Source organism: Shewanella sp. SP2S2-4 (genome assembly GCF_031932025.1).
GTDB classification, from domain to species: Bacteria; Pseudomonadota; Gammaproteobacteria; order Enterobacterales; family Shewanellaceae; genus Shewanella; species Shewanella baltica.
In genome coordinates this window covers 42,156-61,360 of record NZ_JAUOER010000020.1, presented here as the reverse complement: position 1 = coordinate 61,360, position 19,205 = coordinate 42,156, and the positions used below count along the sequence as shown (strand labels likewise).

Sequence of the window (19,205 nt, the reverse complement as noted above, 5' to 3'; positions counted from 1 at the left end):
TACATAGATGTGCATTATGGGACAAGTCGGTTTGGCTTTTGTTAATAATGCTGGGGGAGTGCTGATAACTGGGAATTGATAATTGAGAGCTGAGATTAAAAATAAGCGAGCCCAGTTTAAACCGAGTTCGCTTATTTATCAGTGCCTTGTCGCTTTACTAGCCGTTATGAGTTCGAATAGCCGCAAGTGCTTTTACTCGCCGCAATTACTTAGCTGTGAACGTTATGGCAAATTGCCCGAGTGCGCCGTATTCAAAGTCACAAACCTGCGCCAATGGCAGATCGAGGACGCCAGCGTAGGAGCCGGTGATCACATATTGCTCTTGAGTTAAGCCAATGCCTTGGGCGGATAGAAAGTTAACTAACCAGTAGAGTCCCGCTTTAGGGAAACCATTGGGATGAATGGCGAATTTTTGCAGCGTTTCATTTTGCAGCTGCTCGCCATTGGCAATATTAACGCTGAGTTCGAAATGGCTGGTCTCTAAATCTGCTAGTGGGTTTAGCACTGGCCCTAACCATAATCCTTGATTGACTAAGCCATCGGCGAGGGCATCGAAATGCGTCGCTTCACTGGGCGTATGGTAGCGGCTTTTGATCAATTCCAAGGCTAAGCGAGTGTGGCCTAAGGCCGCGTCGATTTCAGCCTCTGTGTAAGGTGTGGCTCTTGGTGGTAAATCGCGAGCAATCTCGAAGGCGAGTTCGGGTTCGACTCGGGCCAGATCTTTAGTCGATGGATAGAGTGGGCAAGTGGCCGATTGCTGATACACATCCTTTTGATAAATAGGCGCTACGACGGTTTTTTCCGCCGAGGGTAATAGGCATTTCCACGCCGCGATAGGATTGTTGTTAGCCTTATAGATGGCAGCCACGGTTTGCTGAATGGCGAAGGCCTGTTCGAAGCTCGTTGGCCTCAGCTCTGGGATCAGTAAATCGCCGCTGGTGCCTGCGGCGCGGCGCTCGGCGAGTTCCTTTGCTGCGGCATGAATCTGCATTTGAACTGGTTCGAGCGTGGCGGTAGATGACATTAACTTTCCTATTTAAAGCGTTCGCTTAAAAAGAAGTGGCCTAGAGAGTGTGTGAAGAAGCCATTTAATCGGCCAAATATACTCGGTTATTGCCATCGCGGGAAATGCCAATGTTGGCTTTCCTAGTAAATCAGCTGCCGCTGGGTCAAGAGTGCGGCCAATATTTCAATTATTGTAAGATGCTGAAACTTGCTCCACATCAGTGTCAGCTAAAGTATCCAATCTAACGCGAATGTTTCCATGATGTGCCGCTAGATATTGCGCTGACTCAGTGCCAGAATGACGCTCCATTTTGCGGTCTCTACTGGATATCTCCGTGAACCTTAGCCATAACGCCCCTTCGGCAAATAATCATGCTCAACTCGGGCTGCTCTTCATCTCAGTTGCGATTGTATTTTGGGGTATGTTACCCATAGCCTTGAAGCTTTCGGGGGCTTTTATCGATCCTGTCACTTTGACTTGGTTTCGTTTTTTGGTTGCGCTTGTGGTCAGCATACTAATCCAATGGAGCGCGGGCAGCCTTAAGCAATTTGCGGCGCTCGATGCTAAAGTCTGGTTAAGATTAGTGCTTGCGGGCGTGTTTTTGATGCTCAATTATGTGTCTTTTGTTTACTCACTCGATTATCTCGCGCCGGGTGCTGCCCAGCTGAATTTCCAGACTTCGCCCTTTTTCCTTGCCTTCGGTGGCGTGCTGTTTTTTAAGGAACGGCTGAATGCGGTGCAGCTCAGTTGTTTTGCGACACTGGCCTTAGGCATGTTGATGTTTTTCCATCCGTATTTGGATTTATCTGGCGCCAATAATCATCAGGTTTGGATTGGGGTGATGATCATTCAGTTCTCGGCGTTGTCGTGGACTAGCTATGCCTTGTTGCAAAAATCCTTATTGAATCGTTTATCGCCCGCGAACGTGCTTTTAGTGATCTATGGCTTAGGTATTTTCGTAATGGCTCCCTTTAGCGACTTTAGTCAGTTTGCCAGTATGGACAGCTTCGAGTGGCAGATTGCGCTGTTTTGCGCCGCCAATACCTTGATCGCCTATGGCTGTTTTGGGCAGTCGATGAAGTACTGGCCGACGGCACAGGTGAGTGCCATGTTGGCCCTAACGCCAGTATTTAGCTTTAGTGCCACTGCTTTGGTAGTGAGCATTGGCTGGTGGCCAGAAGTCTTCCATGCAGATGAATTAGATGGATTATCTCTGCTGGGGATTGGCGTCATTATTGTGTCTGTGATGGTGGTACAATTACTGCCACTGTATCGCAATCGTCAGGCGAAGCGTTTGCAGATTGTCTAAGGCGTACATTTTCACCTAATGGGAAAGGTCAGTGATCACTAGACTTAGCGATTTAAAACTTAAGGATATCCGTGGGGTCATCTTCGATCTCGACGGCACCTTAGCGCATTCCAATCCGGATTTTGCTGGTCTGCGGCGTGAGTTGGGGATTCATTCTGGTACGGATATCTTGGCCCATGTCGATAGCCTGAGTGCGGGTGAAGCACAGGCTCAGGCGCTGGAAATCGTCCATGAGTACGAGAGACAAAGTTCACTTAAGGCCAGTTGGATTGATGGCGCGCGTGAGCTTATCGAATGCCTACGGGCTAAATCGCTGCCCTTGGCTATTTTGACCCGCAATATGCCGGAAGCGGCGCAAATCACTATCGATAAGCTCGGCATAGATATCGAACTAGTATTAACGCGCTACGACGCGCAGCCTAAGCCGCATCCCGAAGGTATTCATCTTATTTGCCAGCAGTGGCAGCTTGCCCCCGCAGATATCTTATATGTGGGCGATTATCTATTCGATCTGCAAACCGCGCGTAATGCGGGTAGCCGCTGCGCATTATATTGCCCTGAAATTATTCCCGATTATGCCCACGAGGCCGACATGCTAGTGGCTTGCTACCATAGCTTTATCGAAGCGTGGACAGTGGGTGACTAGGCATTGTTTAGGACTGCATCTTGCTTATCTTGCTTCAGTCCCAAGCGTACGCTATCTAATAAGGCAATCAGCCAGCAGAGGATAAAGCCATACATCAGCTTGTCTGCACCATCCCGAATGGTTGCCGTGGTTTGTTTGGTCACTTCGGCCGCAATTACGCCCATATCCAGCGGCAAAACACCAGTTTGAATATCCAGCGAGATAAGCTGCGCCACTTGCATGACTTGTTGCAGCAACAGGCCGAGACTCAATATTGCCAGCACAAAAAACACTAGAGCGCTGCGTTTATGTTGCAGATAAAAATGGCCGCTGCCAGGGGCGACGAAGGCGGATAATAGTCCAGCGGTAAGGGCTTTTTTCATGGGGAAACTCTCAAAGGGAACGCTTAGCGTTTGGATGACATTGTTAAGCGAATAAGCATTAGAGTCAATCTTGAGCCATGGCTGCTTGTTAAGGAGTCTGTTTTTGTCGATATTGTGTCTTTGCGCTGCTTATTTGTCGTTTATTTATTAACACCAGTCTACACAGAGCGTATTCTTCCACTGCTTGCATGGCAGCTTCTGGAGGAAAAGGAATAAAAATGCAGATGTCTTTAAAGAAACGTGTTCAAGGGTTTACCTTAATTGAATTGGTCGTCGTGATCATTATTTTAGGCATTTTGGCTGTTATCGCCGCGCCTAAATTTATGAACTTGCAAAGAGATGCCAAAGTGAATGCCGTAAAAGGGTATTTAGGGCAGATGCAAGATATGACCAAGATGCTGCATATGAAAGCACAAATCGTCAACACCACTGGCGACGATGTTACTATCGCGACCCAATACGGTGATTATCAGTTCTATGCAGGTTTTCCTGAAACTAAGAGTGAATCTACGTCACCTAATTTGTATTTCCTAGAGACTTTTATGGATTTAGGCGTGCCTAAACAACAGACTAAAGATAATACTAAAAGGCAGGCTGATTACGGCGATATACAAGCATTTGAAGATAATGACTATTCGCGGTTGGGTTATGGAACGGGAGATTTAACTGCCGGCCAGTGCTATGCCGAATATCACCATACCTCAACTGGACACTCGTTTTTATTCGAGACCGATGGATGCTAGTTTTAGCTGTTAGCAAATTCGTTATCTGAGGCCTGTATTCATGTTGTGAATGGTCGTAGGCTCTCTTTGTTAGAGACAGATTACTGATTTCAAGCCAACAAAAAAGGAGCCTAGGCTCCTTTTTTAGTCTCTAGCTTAAGCTAGATTAGTCTTCACGTGGTTTACGTGGCTTACGCTCACCGGCAGGTTTGTCTGCACGAGGTTTGCGGTCAGCAAATGGCTTGTCACCCGTAGATGCTGTGCGAGGCTTACGATCACCCGCTGGGCGGTCACCACGTGGTTTACGGTCACCAGCAGGGCGGTCTGAACGCGCGCTACGGCCTGAATCAACAAATACTTGATCGCCAGCTTCACGGATGTTCAATGGCTTGCCACAAACACGTACTTTACGTAGGTGCTGTAACACGTCTTTTGGCATGCCGTCTGGCAGGTCAACAGTGGTCACTGCATCGTAAAGTTGGATTGCGCCAATGTAACGGCTGTCGATGTTAGCTTCGTTCGCGATAGCGCCAACGATGTTACCCACACCTACACCATTCTCACGACCTACGTCGATGACGTAACGGCACATTTTCAAATCTGGGTTATCTTTCAACGCTTCAGCTGTACCTAAGCTGGCTGGCATTGGACGCGGTTCGCGACTTCTGCGTTCACCACGCTCACCACCACGGTCGCTACGCTCGCTGCCGCGATCAGTACGTTCACTGCGCTCATCACGGGCACGTTCTTGAATTGCTGGCAATTGAAGCGGGCGTTCTTGTTGTACTTGATGCAACAAGGCTGCGGCGAGAAGATCGGTATCGACTTCTAACTGTTGGCATAGTTGAGCAACCGCTTCTTTCATGAAATCTAAATCGCCGTTGATCGTCTCAGCCAATTGCTCACCTAAGCGAGATAGACGACGTTCTGCAACAGTCTCTGGGCTTGGGATTTTCATTGGAGAAATACGGCTGTTAGTTGAACGCTCGATCGTGCGCAGCATGCGCATTTCACGGCTTGTCACAAACAGGATCGCCATACCAGTACGGCCAGCACGGCCAGTACGGCCAATACGGTGTACATAAGCTTCGGCATCATACGGAATGTCGTAGTTCACAACGTGACCGATACGCTCAACGTCAAGACCACGGGCCGCAACGTCAGTCGCGATCAATATGTCTAACTTGCCACGTTTCAGTTGGTCAACTGCACGCTCACGGGCTTGCTGGTTCATGTCACCGTGTAGTGGTGATGAAGCATAACCGCGGGCTTCTAACTTCTCGGCTAACTCAACACATGAGTTACGAGTACGCACGAATATGATTACACCTTCAGTGTTTTCAACTTCTAATACGCGTACTAAAGCTTCGAGTTTGTTGTGCTGTGATACTTGCACGAAACGCTGCTCAATTGACTCAACCGTTGTTTGGCTTGATTCAATACGAACATGCACTGGGCTGCGTAAGTGTTGGTTTGCAACACGCTTAATTTGCTCTGGCATAGTGGCAGAGAATAACGCCAGTTGGCGCTCGCTTGGCGTGTGCTCAAGGATCCATTCGATATCATCGATGAAGCCCATTTTTAACATTTCATCGGCTTCATCGAGCACGAGTGCTTTTAATGAGTCGAGTTTCAAAGTACCGCGACGCATGTGGTCCATAACACGACCAGGCGTACCCACAATAACTTGTGGACCACGTTTCAGGGCATTCAACTGTTGTTGCATGCTTTGACCGCCGTAAATTGGCAGTACGTGGAAATTCTTCATAAATTTGGCATAGCTGCTGAACGCTTCAGCAACCTGAACCGCTAACTCACGTGTTGGCGCTAATACTAAAATTTGCGGCGTGGTTTGGCTGGTCACTTTGTTTAGTAGTGGTAAAGCGAAGGCGCCAGTTTTACCTGTACCTGTTTGCGCTTGGCCTAAAATATCTTTGCCAGCCATAAGTGGGTCGATACTGGCTGATTGGATTGGCGTTGGTTTTTCATAACCTAGCTCGTCAAGAGCACGCAACAAATTCTCGGATAAGCCGAGTTCACGGAAAGTTCTTTCATCGGATGACATTGGGTTGTAGCCTTGTGGATGCGCGCGCGAAATGGCGCTAATAGTTTCACAGACAGAAAATCAACCCCGTGTCGATTTCCCGCGAACGACGGATTATAGCAGCATGGACGCCACTTTACCAATCAGAGTCACGCTATTTAACCTGTTTTCTGCATTTTTTTCGCTAAAACTGAGCAAGAAACGCGCCACTTCCCATTAATTCTTTAAATATTCGGCATTTAATTGAAGTAACTCAAATGCTGACTCAGTCACTGCTGCAAGAAAAGTGATGTCGATTGTCGCGACGGTATCTTCAGGGGTGTGATATTGGGGATGGGTCGGCACGCCAAAATACAGCCAAGGAATATTGGCTTTGTGGAAGGAATAGTGATCCGATGCCCGCAGCCAATCGGTACTTTGTATGCTACGGCCAACGGGTTTGGGGTGGGAGAGCTTAATGCACAGTCGGTTCTGTTGATTCAGTAGAGGTTTAAATTGAGTGAACTGAGTGAAGTTTCGACTGCCTTCAAGGTAAATCGCATAGGGCCTGCCGGGGTGACTCACCATATCTAAATTCAACATCAGCTCAAAAGTCGCCTCTGGCAGACGGGTTTTGAGTTGTTCGACCAAGGCGATGCTGCCATAGAGCCCAGGTTCCTCGGCATCGGTTGCGACAAACATCAGATTCACCTTAGGCAAGGTATTGGGTTGTATGGCAAATTGCTGCTGCCAATGTTTGGCAATCGCCAGCATAGCGGCGACGCCGGAGGCGTTATCATCGGCGCCGTGGTAAATCTTGCTGCCGCTCATGCCTAAATGATCGTAGTGGGCGACGATAATACGCCATCGATTCGTCGGCTCTGTCGCCATGGCGGTAGCGACCACGTTGGCGCCATTTTCTTGGGTGAAGAAGGTTTGGTATTCAAAGGGCACGATAAAGTCCGCTCCCCAAGGCTGTAAATTGAGACTCTCAAATTGCTGCTTTATATAGTCACGACTTTTTTCTGCGCCTGGAGTTTGGGTTTTGCGGCCTTCAAATTCATCTGAGCTTAATCTTGTGACAATCGCTTGTAACTCTAAGGGTTCGGCCCAAGTGAGCTTAAGCTCAGTACGCGCACAGGTTTCGGGTGAACTGGCGCAGCCAGTGAGAGTCGTTGCAACAAAGCAGGCCAGTGCTAATAAGCCAAGTCTTTGGAATTGATCTCTTATAAGGTGCATGAACGTGAACTTGGCGAGCAGCTGACCGATGCGACTGTGGTTGAATTGAGTCGATGGGCTTAGGTTTATGTCACTGAGGTTTATGTCGCTTAGTTTTTTATTTAAAAGTGATTGATGTTGCCTCGGTAACATAAGGTGAGTCACTGGGGACTGAGTGCTATCACGCATGGACATTCCTTATCGCTGAAGCCTTAGCCAGAAGATGAATATCATCTTTGCCTAAATCCAATTCTAATTCAATGATACCTCTATGTATGCGATAGCTTAAGCATATTGGATTGCTGAGCTAAAAAGAAGCGCAGTGCTTATGCGACTGCGCTTCTACTGTACTCAGGTCAAGGGCTCTACACTCAAGCCTTGGCTTGATTGGCCTTTGCCATTTCAATATCCCGTTCCAGCAGTGGCTTTAAGAAGCGTGCCGTATGGGAGGTTGGATGCTCGGCGACGTCTTCCGGCGTGCCTGTGGCTAAAATCATCCCGCCGCCACCGCCGCCTTCTGGGCCTAAGTCGATAATCCAGTCCGCGGTTTTGATCACGTCCAGATTATGCTCAATCACCACAATCGTGTTGCCGTGGGATTTAAGACGATGCAAGACATCGAGCAGCAATTGGATATCGGCAAAGTGTAAACCTGTGGTCGGTTCATCCAAGATATACAAGGTCTTACCCGTATCACGCTTAGACAGCTCTTTAGCAAGTTTCACCCTTTGGGCTTCACCGCCCGAAAGGGTGGTTGCGCTTTGGCCGAGGCGTACATAGGATAAACCCACATCCATCAAGGTTTGCAGCTTACGGGCAATGGCAGGTACGGCATCGAAGAAAGTGCGCGCATCTTCCACTGTCATCTGCAGTACTTCGTGAATATTCTTTCCTTTATAGCGTACTTCTAAGGTTTCGCGGTTATAGCGCTTACCTTTACAGGAATCGCAGGGCACATACACATCGGGGAGGAAGTGCATTTCGACCTTGATCAAGCCGTCACCTTGGCAAGCCTCGCAGCGACCACCTTTAACGTTAAAGGAGAAGCGGCCGACCTGATAACCGCGCGTGCGTGACTCTTGGGTTCCTGCAAAAATCTCGCGAATTGGGGTGAAGATGCCAGTATAAGTGGCAGGATTCGAGCGCGGCGTGCGGCCAATCGGGCTTTGGTCGATATCGACCACTTTGTCGCACTGCTCCATGCCTTCAATACGGTCATAGGGTGATGGCTCATCCACTGTCGCCCCGTTGAGCATTCTATGGGCGATCTTGAAGAAGGTATCGTTGATTAAGGTTGATTTACCCGAACCCGACACGCCCGTCACACAAGTGAATAAACCAATGGGAATGGTTAAATCCACATTGCGCAGGTTGTTGCCGCGTGCGCCAAATAACTCAATCACTTGAGTTTTGTCGAACGGAATACGCGGCGTATCAATATGAATGCTGCGCTTACCGGAAATATATTGGCCAGTGACTGACTCTTCACAGGCGATGATTTTCTCAATCGGGCCGTCGCAAATCACTTCGCCGCCGTGTACGCCAGCGCCAGGGCCTATGTCGATCACGTGATCCGCCATGCGGATCGCATCTTCATCGTGCTCAACCACAATTACTGTGTTGCCCAAATCCCGCAGGTGGATCAGGGTTTGCAGCAGACGTTCGTTATCCCTTTGATGCAGGCCGATTGAAGGTTCGTCGAGCACATACATCACGCCGACAAGTCCGGCACCAATTTGGCTGGCGAGTCGAATCCGTTGGGCTTCACCGCCCGAGAGGGTTTCCGCCGAGCGTGATAGGCTCAAATAATTGAGGCCCACGTTCACGAGGAAACCTAAGCGATCGCGGATTTCTTTTAAAATCTTCTCGGCGATCTGCGCTTTTTGGCCACTAAACTCGACTTTCTCGAAGTAATCTAAGGCTTCGCCAATCGACCAAGTGGTGAGTTGCGGCAGATTGATATCGCCTAAAAACACGTTACGGGCTTCTTCGCGCAGACGTGAACCACCACAGCTTTGGCAGGCTTGGGTGTTGATAAACTTGGCTAATTCGTCACGTACCGAGTTGCTTTCGGTTTCGCGATAGCGCCTGTCCATGTTGTTGAGAATGCCTTCGAAGGGGTGATTACGCACCACCACATCACCACGATCGTTGATGTACTTAAAGGCAATGCTATCTTTGCCTGAACCGTACAGGACGATTTTGCGGACTTTTTCGCTGAGCTGCTCATAGGGCACTTCGACGTCGAACTTATAGTGTTCGGCGAGTGAGCTAAGCATTTGGAAATAATAGAAGTTGCGTCTATCCCAGCCGCGAATCGCACCGCCCGCCAGTGACAGCTCGGTGTTGCTGATCACGCGCTCAGGATCGAAAAATTGTTGTACCCCTAAACCATCACAGGTTTGGCACGCGCCGGCTGGATTGTTAAAGGAGAAGATCCTTGGCTCTAATTCCGCCATCGAATAACCGCAGTGCGGGCAGGCAAAGTTGGCCGAGAAGATCAGCTCTTCACCTTTTGCTTTACCAGTACCAGTGTCGTCATCCATGGTGGCGACGGTCGCTATGCCGCCGGAGAGTTCCAGCGCAGTTTCGAAGGATTCCGCTAAGCGTTGCTTGATATCGTCACGCACTTTAAAACGGTCGACGACCACTTCAATCGTGTGTTTAACGTGTAAGTCTAAGGTTGGTGGATCGGTTAAGTCACACACTTCACCGTCGATACGCGCGCGGATATAACCCTGCGCCGATAGACCTTCGAGCAATTTAACGTGTTCACCCTTACGGGCGTTGACCACAGGTGCGAGCAGCATCAAGCGGCTGTCTTGGGGCATTTCCAACACTTTATCGACCATTTGGCTAACGGTTTGCGCCGCCAAAGGTTGATTGTGTGTCGGACAACGCGGCTCACCCACGCGGGCAAACATCAAGCGCAGGTAATCGTAAATTTCGGTAATCGTGCCCACGGTTGAACGTGGGTTATGGGAAGTGGATTTTTGCTCTATGGATATCGCAGGGCTTAAGCCTTCGATATGGTCCACATCGGGCTTTTCCATCAAACTCAAAAATTGGCGAGCATAGGCTGACAAGGACTCGACGTAACGTCGCTGGCCCTCGGCATATAAAGTATCGAAAGCAAGGGAGGATTTGCCAGATCCTGATAAGCCCGTGATGACAATCAGTTTATCCCTTGGGATAGTCAGGTTGATATTCTTGAGATTGTGGGTGCGTGCGCCGCGTATTTCAATCTTATCCATCTATCGCTCTAATGCCATATGCTTAAAAAAATGAGCATAAGTATCGCACAGTTCCGCGGCTGAGTTTAGTTGATTCTGTGATCGGCACCAATCCTAGGGCTGGCACTGGCTTTTAATCATCTTGCTGACAGTGGCAGTTATGTACCGAGTGGATTAACTAAGATTAATGCGGTTGTTGCGTACTGACTCACAGGACAAATGTGAACACTATGTTAGACTCGTTTCCATGTGCCTGAGCGTTAAATAGGGCAGAAAAATAAACATGTTAACCCGAGCACGGTCAATATAGGTCCGTGATAATCGGGATAAAAGTTAACTGTACAGGCAGTGGTTTAGGCCACTATTTCCTTTTGAGCAAATCCTTTTGGGTGTGGTAACATGCGCCCCTTAAAAGACTTCAATCCAGGGCAAAATCATGGGTAACAACGGACTTTCGGGTACTGAGAAAAAAGTCGCGTTTTCTTTAGCCAGTGTATTTGGTTTACGCATGATGGGCTTGTTTATGATCATGCCCGTCTTTGCACTTTATGGTCAGCACCTCGAAGGTTTCTCGCCGCTGTGGGTCGGTATTGCTATCGGCGCCTACGGTCTGACTCAAGCTGTGCTGCAAATCCCCATGGGGATTTTATCTGACAAATATGGTCGCAAGCCGATTATTCTTATCGGTCTGGTGCTGTTTGCCATTGGTAGCTTGATTGCCGCCAACGCTGATTCGATTTACGGCGTGGTGTTTGGTCGCGCAGTGCAGGGCATGGGCGCGATTGCCGCAGCCGTGTTGGCGCTGGCAGCGGATTTAACCCGCGACGAACAGCGTACTAAGGTCATGGCGATTATTGGTATGTGTATTGGCGGCTCTTTTGCGCTGTCCTTACTGGTCGGCCCGATTGTGGCGCAACATGTTGGCTTATCAGGCTTGTTCTTCCTCACGGCGATTCTCGCTGTGACGGGCATGTTGATCGTGCAATTTTTAGTACCGAATCCGATTTCCCACGCGCCTAAGGGCGATACGTTAGCCACGCCTGCCAGACTCAAGCGTATGTTGACCGATCCCCAACTGTTTAGACTCGATGCGGGGATCTTTATTCTGCATTTAGTGTTAACCGCAGTATTCGTGGCCTTGCCGCTGGATCTGGTGGATGCGGGGCTCGTGAAAGAAAAACACTGGATGCTGTATTTCCCCGCTTTTGTGGGCGCGTTTTTCCTGATGGTGCCGTTAATTATCATTGGGGTTAAACGTAAGAATACTAAAGCTATGTTCCAAATCGCCTTAGTGATCATGATAGTGGCGCTGTTGGCGATGGCTTTATTCTCTAAAAACTTATGGGTGTTGAGCTTTGCCGTGGTGCTGTTTTTCACTGGCTTTAACTATTTAGAAGCCTCATTGCCCAGTTTGATTGCCAAATTTTGCCCCGTCGGTGAAAAAGGTTCGGCCATGGGCGTGTATTCCACTAGCCAGTTTTTAGGGGCCTTTTGTGGTGGTATGCTGGGCGGTGGCGCCTTCCAATTAGTGGGCGCGGTCGGGGTGTTTATTGTTGCTGTGATCTTAATGTCTATCTGGTTATTCCTGACATTGGGCATGGAAAATCCCGTGCTGTTAAAGAGTTACACCTTAGAAGCCGAAGTCAAAGACAAGGCACAAGCGCGGGATATGGCGGCTCAGTTATCACAGCTCATGGGCGTCGTCGAAGCGATCGTCGTGTTGGACGAGAAAGTGGCTTACTTAAAGGTTGATGAGCATTTCGATTTAAGAGAAGCACGAGCTGTGTTAGGCTCTGCTCAATAATATCTGGGTCCGCCGTGTGGTATTTGGGGAAGCTGATTTTCCTCTATGGCGACACAGATAAACAACATACTGAATTAATAGATTATTTAAAGAATCGCAGGAGATTTCAATGGCCAGTCGTGGTGTTAACAAGGTAATTTTGGTTGGCAATTTGGGACAAGATCCAGAAGTGCGTTATATGCCAAACGGTAATGCAGTCGCTAACATCACAGTTGCGACCAGCGAATCGTGGAAAGACCAACAAGGTCAACAGCAAGAGCGTACTGAATGGCACCGTGTGGTTCTGTTCGGCAAATTAGCTGAAATTACAGGTGAATACCTGCGTAAAGGTTCACAAGTTTACCTCGAAGGTAAACTGCAAACTCGTAAGTGGAAAGACCAAAGCGGTCAAGACCGTTACAGCACTGAAGTGGTTATCGATCAAAGCGGTAGCATGCAAATGCTAGGTAGCCGTGGTCAAGGTGGCCAAGCACAAGGCGCGCCAATGGGCGGCGGCATGCCACAAAACGCAGGTTACCAATCTGCACCACAACAAGCGGCACCAGCGCAAAATCAATATGCGCCAGCCCCTCAAGCTGCACCTGCTTACCAAGCGCCAGCTCAGCAACAATATGCTGCGCCAGCACCTGCTCAGCAGCAATATGGACAACAACAAGCTCAACCACAGCAAGGCGGTTATGCGCCTAAGCCACAAGCCGCTCCAGCGCCTGCTTACCAAGCGCCAGCAGCACCGGCACAACGTCCTGCACCACAACCACAGCAAAACTTCACTCCAGATTTGGATGATGGCTGGGATGACGATATCCCGTTCTAGCTTGATTATCTAGCATAGTTCTAAGATTCAAACACAAGGCCCCGTTTACGGGGCTTTGTTTTAATTGCAATTTTCCGTCGATAGCAAATCGTTGAGTTGCTTTCAAACCATTTACAGGATGTAGAGATGGAACCATTTTTTGAGTTGGATGCTTTCTATCACAGGGATGTTTATTTTGTGTATTCGGAGCAGAATGAGCAGCCCTATATTGATAGTTTTACTAAGCCTTTGAATTGTGTAACGCCCCTTTACTATGAGGTGGATGTGCTTGATGAGGCGATTACCCAGTACGACATTTTGCCTACCATAGGCCTTCCCCTTGTCAGTTCATTATTTGTCGAGCAATTTCGTGCAGTTAGCGACAAAGAAGTCCAGTTTATCCCTGCTCAAATACGTGATAATAGCGGAGATATCAATCATCAATTTTATGCGATGAAGGTGCTTAAGCGTTTCGCCTGTATCGATATGAATCGCTCGAAAGTCAGTTATCGCCGCTATGGTGAATGTCAGTCACTCCAAATCCAGACTTTAGTGATTGATGCCAGCAAGGTGGAGGGAGCGTCGATATTTTCGCTACAGGAAAAACTGGCTTATATCATAGTGAATCAAACTATTCGCGATCTGTGTCAGCCGCTTCGGGGCGTAGAGTGTTTGCCGCTGGATGAGGCATTTGGATCGAGATTTTGGTGAGATTATTTCTAAAGATATTTTGCTAAATATCAAGGCTATAAACTATTTTTAGTACGCCATAAGGTATTGATTTTGTGACTTAAAGTGCTTTAGGTACTATAGTGACTGCTTATTTTATCTGAAACTTAGGTGTGCGCTTCCTAGGTTTCTTATTTGATTTTGGGGGAAAAGTGCGAATTTTAATGAACAATTTCAAGGTGATTAGTTTGATGCGCCAGTGGTTACTGCTGGCATTATTAAGTGTGGCGTTGCCGCTACAGGCGAGCGAAGAGCCGCTGTGGATGGGGACGGCTGACTTGCCCATGAGTGGGCGAATCCATACCGGTGAACTTGCCAATGGCATGCGCTATTTATTAGTGAGCAATAAGACGCCAGAGCAGGCTGTCATAGTACGCATGCGGGTGGACGTGGGCTCAGTGGTGGAGTCTGATACCGAGCAGGGGTTAGTGCATTTTCTTGAGCACATGGCCTTTAATGGCTCGACGGGTTTGGCTGCGGGGGAGATGATCCCGACATTGCAGCGTCTTGGTCTGAGTTTTGGCGCCGATACCAATGCTGTGACTGAGTTTCAGCAGACGGTTTATCAATTCAACTTGCCAAGTAATAGCCAAGATAGAGTCGATACTGCTTTATTTTTAATGCGTGAAATTGGCAGTAATCTATTACTCGACCCAGCGCTAATTGAACGTGAAAAAGCTGTGGTATTGGCTGAACTGCGTGAGCGTAGCGGTGCGGATCTGGAGAATTACCGCAATCAATTACAGTTCTTAATGCCGCAAACATTGCTGTCAAAGCGCTTACCTGTGGGTGAAGCGAACAGCATCAAGAATGCTACTCGCGAGACGCTGCTGTCTTTATATCAGCGTTTTTATACGCCCTCACGTACTACTGTAATTGTGGTCGGTGATATCGAGGTGGCCGCAGTTGAACAAAAGATAAAACAACAGTTTACCGGTTGGCAGGCCGCGCCTTTAGCGGCGAAGGTGAAGCCGCAAGCGATTGGCACTGTCGCTGAGCGTCAACGCGTCGAGGCTGCGGCATTTTTCGATCCTAGCCTATCGACCTCGGTTTCACTCGGCATGCTCAAACCTATGGCATACCCTACCGACAGCCCTGCCGTGCGCGAGCAGGAAATACTGCTCGAACTCGCCCACGGCATCTTGTATCGCCGAATGGAGTCGCAGTTACTGCATAGCCAAGGTTTATCTGGCGTTAGCCTGCAGGTTGGGGAGCAATTTGATATCGCCTACGGCACTCAAATGAGCTTAGGTACGCAGGAAAATAACTGGCAAGAGGGCATAGCAATATTGGAGCAAACCTTGCGCCAAGCAAAAGAATTTGGTTTTAGTCAGCAGGAAATTGACCAACAAATCAAACGTATGCACAAAGGATATCAGCTCAGCGCTGCGGGTAGCAGTACTATCCACAGTGTGAATATTGCTGATGGGTTAGTCTACTCGGTCGCAGAAAAGCGCGTGCCTGTAGAGCCTGAATGGCAGCTGGCATTTTTTGAAAAAATAATGCCAACAGTGACGCCGCAAAAGCTAAAGCAAGTGTTTAATCAGACTTGGAACGCCACGCCGTATCTGTATCTAACCAGCAATAAGCCCATCGAAAATGTTGAAAAACAGCTTATTGCTAGCTATGAGAAAAGCCGCAAACAAGCTGTGAGTGCGCCAGTAACTAAGGCAATTGACGAGTTTGCATACACTCAATTTGGCGATCAAGGCAAGTTAATCGCCGATAGTCGCGATGCCGAAACGGGCATTCGTCAGTTGCAGTTTACCAATGGTGTGCGCCTTAATCTTAAACCTACTGACTTTAATAAAGGCACTACTTTGGTCAGCCTCAACATAGGCTTTGGTGAAGTGCCATTCCCTGAGTTAGATGGCTTATCTTATCTGTTTAACAGTGCGTTTGTGCAGGGTGGACTCAAGGCCCATGATTATGAAAGCCTGCAGGAGATTTTTGCTGGGCAAGATATTTCCATCAACCTAGGCGTGCGTGAGCAGAGTTTTGGCGGTGAGATCAGTACCAATGCTGCAGAACTGCGCACGCAGCTCGGTTTAATGACGGCCTTTTTGATTGAACCCGGCATGAATAAGCAGGCCGAGCAATTGTTCCGCGAGCAAGTGATTGCCGAGCAGCAAAGTCTCCATAGCAACCCGCAAACTGAGTTTTCTAATCAGTTTGACCGTATCTCCCACAGTGGTGATAAACGATATGGTTATGGTGAACCGGAAGAAATTTTAAAACGTCAGTTTGCAGAGCTGGCGCCGAGTTTCCATTCAGCCGTCGAGCAAGGGGCAATTGAAATCGCCATGGTAGGGGATTTCGACGAAGCCAGCGCCATCGCTGCAGTGGCTGAAACTCTCGGGGCAATCAAACGCAGCCCCATTAAAAATAGCCAGTCGCTAGTGCCTGTGTTCCCGAAAGTGCCCGCTAAGATGACGTTAACACACTATGGTCATCCCGATTCAGCGGCGCTGGCCATGGTGTGGCCAACAACGGATATGACTCACCTAAGCCAACACGCTGGACTGGGATTGTTGGAGCAAGTGCTCAGCATCCTATTAACGGAAAATGTGAGAGAAAAAGCGGGCGCGAGTTATTCGCCATCGGCCTTTTCTTACAATGATCTCAATGCCAGCGGTTATGGTTATCTCGGTCTATTTAGCGTGACGACTCAAGCCATGTTGCCAACGGTTTCCGAGTATTTCACCGCTGCAGTTAACCAAGTGAAGCAGCCGCAGGGGATTAGCGAAGACTTACTTAACCGAGCCCGCCAACCAGTGCTTGAATGGATGCAAGCCGCGCCGCAAAGCAATGGTTTTTGGTTAGATTTGGCATCAAATGCCCAGAGTTATCCCGGGCGCTTTGCTGCTTTCAAACAAAGACAAGCGTTGGCGCAGAAGATGACACCGGCAGAGCTTAGTAAACTGGCACAGCAATATCTGCCAGCTGATGGCAGTTTAACCATCCAAGTCCTTCCTGCACCACTTGAACCCCAGCAATGAGTGTTGGTGCATAGAATAGAAGATTGATCATTCACCGCCATATCCCCTGTGCTAGCCAGTGCAGGGGATATTTGTTTCTGTTCCTTCTGTTCCTTCAATTTAGGGCCAATTCCACGGCCTATATCCCTTGGTCGCAAACGGAAATACCTGTTGTCGAAAAAGCCACTCACTTAACTGCGCTCGCCCCACTACTCTAGGCGCAACTTATTTGCGAGGAGATGGGTGAGGTATATGTTGCGATATCTTTTGTGTAGTTTTTGTTTAGTGCTTCTGTATCCAACTGGGATAGATATGTACTTGGTTGGTTTACCGCAAATCGCGCAGGATTTAGGCGCGAGTGAAGCACAGTTGCATATCGCTTTTTCTGTGTATCTTGGCGGAATGGCGGCAACCATGCTTTTTGCTGGCAGCGTAGCGGACCGATTAGGGCGCAAGCCTGTCACTCTATTCGGCGCTATTGTCTTTGCCTTAGCTTCGTATTTAGGTGGTATGGCTGAGACAAGCAATCAGTTCTTACTCATTCGTTTTATGCAGGGAATTGGTGCCGGTTCCTGTTACGTTGTCGCCTTTGCTATTCTACGCGACACCTTAGACGATAAGCTCCGAGCTAAAGTGCTCTCAATGATCAATGGTATTACATGTATTATCCCGGTCATCGCACCTGTTATTGGGCATGTAATTATGCTCAAGTTCCCTTGGCAGAGTCTGTTTAACACTATGGCTGGTATGGGACTATTGGTCTGTTTGTTATGTACTTTTGTATTAAGGGAGACTAAGCCAGCGCAGAGTAGGATTGAGGATGTTAATCGTGAGCTGACGTCGCAAGAGTCTTTTCGTCAGTCCTTTTTCCTCAGCCGGCTTGTTATGACGACTCTAGGTGTGACTACGATTCTGAGTTATGTGAATGTGTCTCCCATGCTGATCATGGGGCAGATGGGGTTTGACCGCGGGCAATATTCTAATGTTATGGCATTGACAGCGTTAGTGAGTATGCTGGTATCGTTCTCGACTCCTTTTGCACTTGCTGTGCTTAAAGAAAAAAGTTTGATGTTGATTTCACAGCTGTTATTTGCAGCTGCCGCGCTAGTGTTTGTGCTAACTCAGGTGCAATATTTTAGCCTTAATGTGAATTTATTAGGCTTTGGTTTTGTCTGTAGCGGATTCGCTATTGGATTTGGTGTGACTATGAGCCAAGCACTGAGCCCCTTTGCATCGCGTGCTGGGGTGGCAAGTTCATTGTTAGGTATTGCACAGGTTTGTACTTCAGCACTGTATATTTGGCTGATGGGATTAATAGGTATTAGTCCACTTAACATATTGTTGCTGATATTAGCCTTGGGCTCTGTTATCAGTACCTTACTCATATTATGTGTGCCTACAGCACCGAGCGTTTATCTAGATGAAGAAATCACTCGCACGTCTTGACCTTAATCTATTGTTTACTCTACAACTTCTCTTACAAGAGCGGAGTGTGACTAAGGCCGCTAAAAAGCTCAATGTTACGCCATCGACCGTGAGTAAATCCTTGGCGAAATTGCGTGATTGGTTTGACGATCCTCTGTTTGTCAAAACACCGCATGGATTCCAGTTAACGCCATTAGCTCAAAGCATGGAGCAAGACTTAGCCGATTGGTTGCAAATGGGCAAACAGCTTATGGGCAAGCGCGGGAATGATATGACGAAAGGGCTCAGTTTTGAGCTGATGCTTGAGTCACCTTTGTCGCTCATTATGCTTAATCAATTAACGGGGGCTATTTATCAACACTACCCAGATGCAAAAGTGAAAGTACGAAATTGGGATTATGATTCACTGGAGGCCATTATTCGCGGTGAGGCTGACATAGGTTTTACAGGTCGAGAGAGCCATCCTCGCTCCAAGGAATCCCTTGATTTATTGCCGTATTTTATCGATTTTGAGGTTTTATTTACCGATCTTCCTCAGGTGTATTTACGCCGCGATCATCCAGCCTTGCAGGAAGAGTGGAATATAGACACTTTCTTAAAATACTCGCATATCAATATCTTGTGGGAAAAGAGCGAAACCTGGGCCTTAGATGATGTGCTTATCGAGCTTGGGTTAAGCCGCAATATTGTGCTGACCTTGGCCAGCTTTGAGCAGTCACTGTTTGTCGCGGCTCAGCCTCACCACAGTATGATGGCAATCGCGCCGCAATACTGTGAGCAATATGCCCGCCAATTACACCCTGACTTAGTCACTCGCCCGATCCCGATAAGTGGCGAATATCTTAATAAACTCGCGATCCCTTTTACCTTGATTTGGCATAAGAGAAACAGCCACAACCCCAAAATCACTTGGCTGCGAAGCAAGATAAAATCGATTTACCAACAGCATGATTAAGG

14 protein-coding genes are annotated in these 19,205 nt (G+C 48.2%); 9 read left to right on the top strand and 5 right to left on the bottom strand.

Features of this window, described 5'->3' with window-relative positions; translation table 11 throughout:
* Nucleotides 1-205: 205 nt before the first annotated feature.
* On the bottom strand, nt 206-1,024 hold the full coding sequence (locus Q4Q54_RS15455; RefSeq protein ID WP_311988894.1) for a hydratase: 819 nt from the start codon (nt 1,022-1,024) through the stop codon (nt 206-208).
* 316 nt (nt 1,025-1,340) lie between these two features.
* On the opposite strand from Q4Q54_RS15455, the gene Q4Q54_RS15450 reads away from it, so the two are divergent.
* Nucleotides 1,341-2,315, top strand: a complete 975-nt coding sequence (locus Q4Q54_RS15450; RefSeq protein ID WP_259511492.1) for a DMT family transporter — start codon at nt 1,341-1,343, stop codon at nt 2,313-2,315.
* A gap of 31 nt (nt 2,316-2,346) precedes the next feature.
* The gene (locus Q4Q54_RS15445; RefSeq protein ID WP_012586709.1) at nt 2,347-2,961 is read left to right on the top strand and encodes an HAD family hydrolase; all 615 of its coding nucleotides are present in this window, start codon (nt 2,347-2,349) and stop codon (nt 2,959-2,961) included.
* Here the strand turns inward: Q4Q54_RS15445 and Q4Q54_RS15440 are convergent.
* Complete coding sequence (locus tag Q4Q54_RS15440) at nt 2,958-3,323, bottom strand: DUF6677 family protein (protein ID WP_012088164.1); 366 nt, start codon at nt 3,321-3,323, stop codon at nt 2,958-2,960. The genes Q4Q54_RS15445 and Q4Q54_RS15440 overlap by 4 nt on opposite strands.
* 218 nt (nt 3,324-3,541) lie before the next feature.
* Here Q4Q54_RS15440 and Q4Q54_RS15435 point away from each other — a divergent pair, with 218 nt between their 5' ends.
* Nucleotides 3,542-4,066, top strand: coding sequence for a type II secretion system protein (locus tag Q4Q54_RS15435; RefSeq protein ID WP_006083197.1), 525 nt, complete (start codon nt 3,542-3,544; stop codon nt 4,064-4,066).
* Nucleotides 4,067-4,211: 145 nt separating this feature from the next.
* Here the strand turns inward: Q4Q54_RS15435 and Q4Q54_RS15430 are convergent, their stop codons facing one another.
* From Q4Q54_RS15430 to uvrA, 3 genes are all read right to left on the bottom strand, one after another.
* Nucleotides 4,212-6,110, bottom strand: coding sequence for a DEAD/DEAH box helicase (locus Q4Q54_RS15430; protein ID WP_311988893.1), 1,899 nt, complete (start codon nt 6,108-6,110; stop codon nt 4,212-4,214).
* A 195-nt stretch (nt 6,111-6,305) separates the two neighbouring features.
* Entirely contained in the window at nt 6,306-7,475 is a 1,170-nt protein-coding gene (locus tag Q4Q54_RS15425; protein WP_311988892.1) for a M28 family peptidase, read from the bottom strand.
* Nucleotides 7,476-7,657: 182 nt separating this feature from the next.
* The gene (gene uvrA / locus Q4Q54_RS15420) at nt 7,658-10,540 is read right to left on the bottom strand and encodes an excinuclease ABC subunit UvrA (RefSeq protein ID WP_311988891.1); all 2,883 of its coding nucleotides are present in this window, start codon (nt 10,538-10,540) and stop codon (nt 7,658-7,660) included.
* 415 nt (nt 10,541-10,955) lie between these two features.
* Between uvrA and Q4Q54_RS15415 the strand changes: the two genes are divergently transcribed.
* The 6 genes from Q4Q54_RS15415 (at nt 10,956) to yidZ (ending at nt 19,203) form a co-directional block, all read left to right on the top strand.
* Nucleotides 10,956-12,323, top strand: coding sequence for an MFS transporter (locus Q4Q54_RS15415; RefSeq protein ID WP_259576998.1), 1,368 nt, complete (start codon nt 10,956-10,958; stop codon nt 12,321-12,323).
* 109 nt (nt 12,324-12,432) lie between these two features.
* Nucleotides 12,433-13,137 carry a single-stranded DNA-binding protein gene (gene ssb / locus Q4Q54_RS15410; RefSeq protein WP_006083192.1) on the top strand — a complete coding sequence of 235 codons (705 nt, stop codon included), beginning with the start codon at nt 12,433-12,435 and terminating at the stop codon, nt 13,135-13,137.
* Between the two features lie 126 nt (nt 13,138-13,263).
* Nucleotides 13,264-13,827 (top strand): imm11 family protein, encoded by a 564-nt coding sequence (locus Q4Q54_RS15405; RefSeq protein ID WP_311988890.1) that lies wholly within the window; start codon nt 13,264-13,266, stop codon nt 13,825-13,827.
* A gap of 209 nt (nt 13,828-14,036) precedes the next feature.
* The gene (locus Q4Q54_RS15400) at nt 14,037-16,844 is read left to right on the top strand and encodes an insulinase family protein (protein WP_311988913.1); all 2,808 of its coding nucleotides are present in this window, start codon (nt 14,037-14,039) and stop codon (nt 16,842-16,844) included.
* A 231-nt stretch (nt 16,845-17,075) separates the two neighbouring features.
* Nucleotides 17,076-18,269: an MFS transporter gene (locus tag Q4Q54_RS15395; RefSeq protein WP_311988889.1), complete on the top strand. Its 1,194-nt coding sequence runs from the start codon at nt 17,076-17,078 to the stop codon at nt 18,267-18,269.
* Nucleotides 18,244-19,203 (top strand): HTH-type transcriptional regulator YidZ, encoded by a 960-nt coding sequence (gene yidZ / locus Q4Q54_RS15390; protein ID WP_311988888.1) that lies wholly within the window; start codon nt 18,244-18,246, stop codon nt 19,201-19,203. The genes Q4Q54_RS15395 and yidZ overlap by 26 nt, the downstream gene beginning before the upstream one ends.
* Nucleotides 19,204-19,205 lie beyond the last annotated feature (2 nt).

What these genes read in the sequence shown, in the direction of transcription:
- Q4Q54_RS15455 (WP_311988894.1), bottom strand. Translation starts at nt 1,024, where the DNA reads ATGTCATCTACCGCCACGCTCGAACCAGTTCAAATGCAGATTCATGCC.
- Q4Q54_RS15440 (WP_012088164.1), bottom strand. Translation starts at nt 3,323, where the DNA reads ATGAAAAAAGCCCTTACCGCTGGACTATTATCCGCCTTCGTCGCCCCT.
- Q4Q54_RS15435 (WP_006083197.1), top strand. Translation starts at nt 3,542, where the DNA reads ATGCAGATGTCTTTAAAGAAACGTGTTCAAGGGTTTACCTTAATTGAA.
- Q4Q54_RS15430 (WP_311988893.1), bottom strand. Translation starts at nt 6,110, where the DNA reads ATGTCATCCGATGAAAGAACTTTCCGTGAACTCGGCTTATCCGAGAAT.
- Q4Q54_RS15425 (WP_311988892.1), bottom strand. Translation starts at nt 7,475, where the DNA reads ATGCGTGATAGCACTCAGTCCCCAGTGACTCACCTTATGTTACCGAGG.
- uvrA (WP_311988891.1), bottom strand. Translation starts at nt 10,540, where the DNA reads ATGGATAAGATTGAAATACGCGGCGCACGCACCCACAATCTCAAGAAT.
- Q4Q54_RS15415 (WP_259576998.1), top strand. Translation starts at nt 10,956, where the DNA reads ATGGGTAACAACGGACTTTCGGGTACTGAGAAAAAAGTCGCGTTTTCT.
- ssb (WP_006083192.1), top strand. Translation starts at nt 12,433, where the DNA reads ATGGCCAGTCGTGGTGTTAACAAGGTAATTTTGGTTGGCAATTTGGGA.
- Q4Q54_RS15405 (WP_311988890.1), top strand. Translation starts at nt 13,264, where the DNA reads ATGGAACCATTTTTTGAGTTGGATGCTTTCTATCACAGGGATGTTTAT.
- Q4Q54_RS15400 (WP_311988913.1), top strand. Translation starts at nt 14,037, where the DNA reads ATGCGCCAGTGGTTACTGCTGGCATTATTAAGTGTGGCGTTGCCGCTA.
- Q4Q54_RS15395 (WP_311988889.1), top strand. Translation starts at nt 17,076, where the DNA reads ATGTTGCGATATCTTTTGTGTAGTTTTTGTTTAGTGCTTCTGTATCCA.
- yidZ (WP_311988888.1), top strand. Translation starts at nt 18,244, where the DNA reads ATGAAGAAATCACTCGCACGTCTTGACCTTAATCTATTGTTTACTCTA.